Source organism: Rhizobacter sp. (assembly GCF_035702065.1).
In the GTDB taxonomy this organism is placed as follows: Bacteria; Pseudomonadota; Gammaproteobacteria; order Burkholderiales; family Burkholderiaceae_C; genus Rhizobacter.
The window spans coordinates 1-4,479 of the sequence record NZ_DASSRA010000373.1 but is presented as its reverse complement, the minus strand read 5'-3'; the positions used below and the strand labels follow the sequence as shown (position 1 = coordinate 4,479).

5 protein-coding genes are annotated in these 4,479 nt (G+C 69.1%); all 5 read right to left on the bottom strand.

All coding sequences use genetic code 11. The annotated features are described in order from the left end of the window. The coding region (locus tag VFL64_RS16580) for a hypothetical protein (protein WP_489541485.1) at window positions 1–605 on the bottom strand (605 nt) is incomplete at its 3' end. Window positions 606–639: 34 nt separating this feature from the next. Further along, window positions 640–2,049, bottom strand: coding sequence for a sensor histidine kinase (locus tag VFL64_RS16575; RefSeq protein WP_489541484.1), 1,410 nt, complete (start codon window positions 2,047–2,049; stop codon window positions 640–642). 12 nt (window positions 2,050–2,061) lie between these two features. After that, window positions 2,062–3,000, bottom strand: a complete 939-nt coding sequence (locus tag VFL64_RS16570) for a M48 family metallopeptidase (RefSeq protein ID WP_489541483.1) — start codon at window positions 2,998–3,000, stop codon at window positions 2,062–2,064. Between the two features lie 11 nt (window positions 3,001–3,011). Next, on the bottom strand, window positions 3,012–3,752 hold the full coding sequence (locus VFL64_RS16565) for a lysophospholipid acyltransferase family protein (protein ID WP_489541482.1): 741 nt from the start codon (window positions 3,750–3,752) through the stop codon (window positions 3,012–3,014). Continuing rightward, window positions 3,752–4,378: a D-glycero-beta-D-manno-heptose 1,7-bisphosphate 7-phosphatase gene (gene gmhB / locus VFL64_RS16560; protein ID WP_489541481.1), complete on the bottom strand. Its 627-nt coding sequence runs from the start codon at window positions 4,376–4,378 to the stop codon at window positions 3,752–3,754. Before gmhB ends, VFL64_RS16565 begins: the two co-directional genes overlap by 1 nt. Window positions 4,379–4,479 lie beyond the last annotated feature (101 nt).

The following is a 4,479-nucleotide window of genomic DNA, read 5'->3' as shown; positions in this document are numbered from 1 at the left end:
CAGGGCAGCTTGGGCGCAGCGGGCGGCGCCGAGGCCGCAGAGGCGGGTTGCGTGGGCGTGCGGGTGGTCATGCTGCGTTCGATGGCCTTGAGCGCTTCAAGTTTCTCGTTGAGCTGCTGCAGGTTGCGCTGCTGCTCGCGGCGCTGCGCCACTTCACGCGCCAGCAGGTCCTCGAGCCGCCGCTGTTCGGCCACGCGCCCGAGCATCAGGCGCACCAGCGGTTGCAGCGCGGCCAGCTCGGGCGTGTTGGTGCGAGCCAGTTGCTCCAGCAGCTGCAGCGAGCGGGCCACGTCACCTCCGTTGTGCTGCATGGAAAGCGCAAGCGCGAGGTCGAGCACGTTCTCGGCCGACGCGGCTGCGGCATTGCTGGTGACCAGGCCATTGAGGCGGTTGATCTCGTTGCCCAGGTCGTTGGGCGACATCTGCCGCAGTTGCTCGTGGTAGGCCAGGAAGCGGCGCGAGGCCAGGTCGGCCGGGTCGGCCTGCGGCGCGGGTGGCGGCGGCGCAACCACCACCGGCGGCGGGGCCGAGGCCGGCGCAGGAGGTGGTGTCACGTCGGGTTGCAAGGGGATGCAGGCCGTCAGCGCGAAAGCGCTCGCCAGCACGACCATTCCACGAACATTCCTGCAAACGAAAGGGCTAACCCGCATGCGGCAGCTCGATGTGAAAGTGAGCGCCCGGGCCGTCGTCCAGGAGCTCGATCTGGCCACCATGGGCCGTGATGTACTCGTGCACGATCGACAGGCCGATGCCACTGCCGCGCACGGCGTCGCTCGGTTGCCGCTCACCGCGGTAGAAGGGTTCGAACACGCGGGCCCGGTCGGCTGCGGCGACACCGGGGCCTTGGTCCACGATGTCGATGCAGGCGCGGCCGGGCACGCGCGTCACTGAAAAACGGATGGTAGCCCCCACCGGGCTGAAGCGGATGGCGTTGGACAAAAGGTTACCCAAGGCCGTGCCCAGCTTGTCCGCATCGACCTCGGCCGTGAGCGGCTCGCCATCGACGTGGAGCGCCAGTTGCCGCGCCTGCCACTGCAAGCGCTGCTGCGCCACCAGTTGCTTGATGAGCGCGACGAGTTCGGTCTTGCGGCGCACCAGCCGCCGTGCCTCGAAGGCCGCAGCATTGAAACGCAGCAGGTCTTCGATCTGGCCCTGCAACACTGCGGTGTTCTGGCGCAGGATGCGGGCGACCTCCTTCTGGTCGTCGCTGAGCGTGCCCGTCACGCCCTCTTCGAGCAGCGAGACCCCTTCGCGCAGCGCCGCAAGCGGCGTCTTCAGCTCGTGCGAGACGTGGCGCAGGAAACGCGACTTGTCGGAGTCGAGCTCGGCCAGGCGCAGGCGCAGCCACTCCAGCCGACGGCCGAGCAGGCGCACGTCGGCCGGGCCGCGGATCTCGATCGGCTGGTCGAGCCGGTTCTCGCCCAGGCCCACCACCGCGCGCTCCAGCCGCTTGAGCGGGCGCGCCAGCCACACGCCGAAGCCGAGTGCCAACACGATGGCCACCGCAATGGCCGCCAGGATCTGCCGGCCCAGCTCAGCGCGGCCGGCTTCGAGCTCGTCCATCAGCACCTGGTTGCGTGCCTCGGTGGCCAGGCGCACCTGCTCGGCGATGGCGGTATTGATGCCTTCGAGCTCGCGGAAGGCCGACGTGACCGCGGCCTCGCGCGTGCGCACCTCGGCTGAGGGTCCGCGCAACTGCTCCTCGATGAAGGTTTCGGTGTTGCGCCACTCGGCCGCCAGGTTGGAGGGCACCCGGTTGTCGGCCAGGCGCGCCAGCGCCGCGGTGGCGTCGCGGGTGGCCTCTTCGAAGCGCTGGCGCAGCACCGGGTCGTCGAGCACCAGGAACTGCCGGGCCGCGCGCTCCATCGCCACCGTGCGCTCGGCCAGCACCTGCGCATCGGCCGTGTGTGCCACGGCCTGGCGTGCGCCCTCGCTGCTCTGGCGCAGCAACACTTCCAGCGAGTAGAGGCCACGCAGCGAGGCCGCGCTGAGCAGCGCGGCAATCAGCAGAAAGGCGACCAGCAGCAGTTGCCGAAAGGAGTAGCGCATGGCCAGCCTCCCTCAGTCGAACACGGGGAGGGTGTCGTCCTTGAGGGTGCTGCGCACTTGTTCGTAGTCAGGCATCACCGAGCGCACCACGTCCCAGAAGCGCGCGCTGTGGTTCATCTCGCGCAGGTGGGCCAACTCGTGTGCCACCACGTAGTCGATCTGCGCCATGGCGAAGTGGATGAGCCGCCAGTTGAGGCGGATCGCCCCATCGGCCCCGGCGCTGCCCCAGCGCGTCTGCGCCGACGAGAGGCTGAGCTTGGTGTAGCGCACGCCCAGCTGCTGCGCAAAGTGCTTGCAGCGCTCCTCGAACACGCGGCGCGCCTGGCGCTGCAGCCAGCTCTGCACCACGTCGCGGATCTGCTCGGGTGTGGCGGTGTGCGGCAGGCCGATGTGCAGCGTGAGGCGCGGCACGCCCGGCAGGGCCTCGGCACCGGCGTTGAGCACCGCACCGCCCTTGGTGAGGCCGGCACGCGCATCGAGCACGATGATGACCGTCTCGCCGAGGAAGGGGATGCCGGTGCCGTCGCGCCAGTCGACCTTGGCCGCCTGCAGGCGCTGCCCGCGCTCCTGCTGCTCGGCCAGCTTGCGCAGGATCCAGCCCGCCTTCTCGCGCAGGGCCGGTTCGATCTCGCCGAGGCCCACCCACTTGGGCGCGGCCACGCTCAGCCCTTCAAGGCCGACCACGAAGCCGATGCTCTTGCGCCGCGCACGGCGCAGGGCATAGGCGACCAGGTGGTCGTTCAGGCGGATCTCGCGCTGGGCCTGCGGATGGCGGAAGACGGCGGGGGCGAGCACGGAGGCGATGGGAACGGCCGGTGGTGCGGGAGCGACCGGGGCAGCGGGTGGCGGAGCCACGAGCACCTGCGGGGGTGCTGCAACAACCGGCGCCGACACCGGCTCATCGAACAACGAGAGCTGCGAGGTGGAAGGAGCCGGTGAACCGCGGGTCATGAGCCGCGATTCTATGTTTTGTAGGCTTCGGGATCGAGGCGGCGCATCTCGGCCTCGATCCAGTCTTCGACTTCGCGCATCAGTTCATCGGGCTGGCGGCCCACCGATGCGATGGGCTTGCCGATGGAGACATCGACCACGCCGGGGCGCACCAGGAAGCTCTTGCGCGGCCAGCACTTGGCCGACGACATGGCGATGGGAACGACCGGCCGCTCCAGCGTGCAGGCCAGGCGCGTGCCGCCGACCTTGTACGTGCCCTTCTGGCCGCGCGCCGCGCGTGTGCCTTCGGGAAACATGATGACCCAGTGGCCGGCGTTCATGAGCCGTCGGCCCTGCTCGGCCACCTTGTTCCAGGCTTCGGTGCGCTTGCTGCGGTCGATGTGGATCATGTCCATGCGCGCCATGGCCCAGCCAAAGAAGGGAATGAACAGCAGCTCGCGCTTGAACACGTAGGCCAGCGGCCGGGGCATCAGCGTCGGGAAGAAGAAGGTCTCCCAGGTCGACTGGTGCTTGGGCAGCAGGATCACCGCATCGTCGGGCAGGTTCTCCATGCCCTGCACCCGAGGCTGCACGCCGCAAATGACGCGGCAGCCCCACATGGCCACGCGCAGCCAGCCGGCGCACAGCCAGTAGATCGGGTCGCCCCGCACGAAGATCGAATAGACCAGCACGGCGATGGCCCAGGGCACCACCGTCACCGACATCCACAACACGAACAGCAGGGAACGCAGGGCCCAGAACGCGGTGCGCATCAGTCCAGCCTCCCGAAGCCGGAATCGGTCTTGCCTGCTGCGCCACGCGCGGTGCGCTCGCGCTGGATCATGCTTTCGGCGAAGGCAGCGAGGTCGGCGTGCACCTGCACGTCGGGGATCTGCTGCTTGATCTGCGCCAGTTGCGCATCGGTCATCGCGGCTCCTTTGCCGGTGAGTACCAGGTGCGGCGGGCAACCGGCCGCCACGGCGGCTTCGAGGTCGCGCACCGAATCGCCCACCACGGGCACGTTCTCCAGCTCCACGCCGTAGCGCTCGCCGATCTGCTGGTACAGGCCAGGCAGCGGCTTGCGGCAGGTGCACTGGTCTTCGGGGGCATGCGGGCAGAAGAACACGGCGCTCACGCGGCCCCCCACGCGCGCGAGGGCCGAGTTCATCTTGGCGTGCATGGCGTTGAGCGCCGCCATGTCGAACAGGCCACGGCCCAGGCCCGACTGGTTGGTGGCCACCACCGTGTGCCAGCCCGCCTGGTTGAGGCGGGCGATGGCTTCCAGCGAACCGGGCAGTGGCACCCACTCGTCGGCCGACTTGACGAAGTCGTCGCGGTCCTCGTTGATGGTGCCATCGCGGTCGAGGATGATGAGGTTCACGCTGGCACCTTCCCTCATGTGGCGAGCTTCGAGAGGTCGGCGACGCAGTTCATCGCGGCATGCAGCCTGGCCAGCAGAGCCAGACGATTGGCACGCAGGGCGGCGTCTTCGGCATTGAC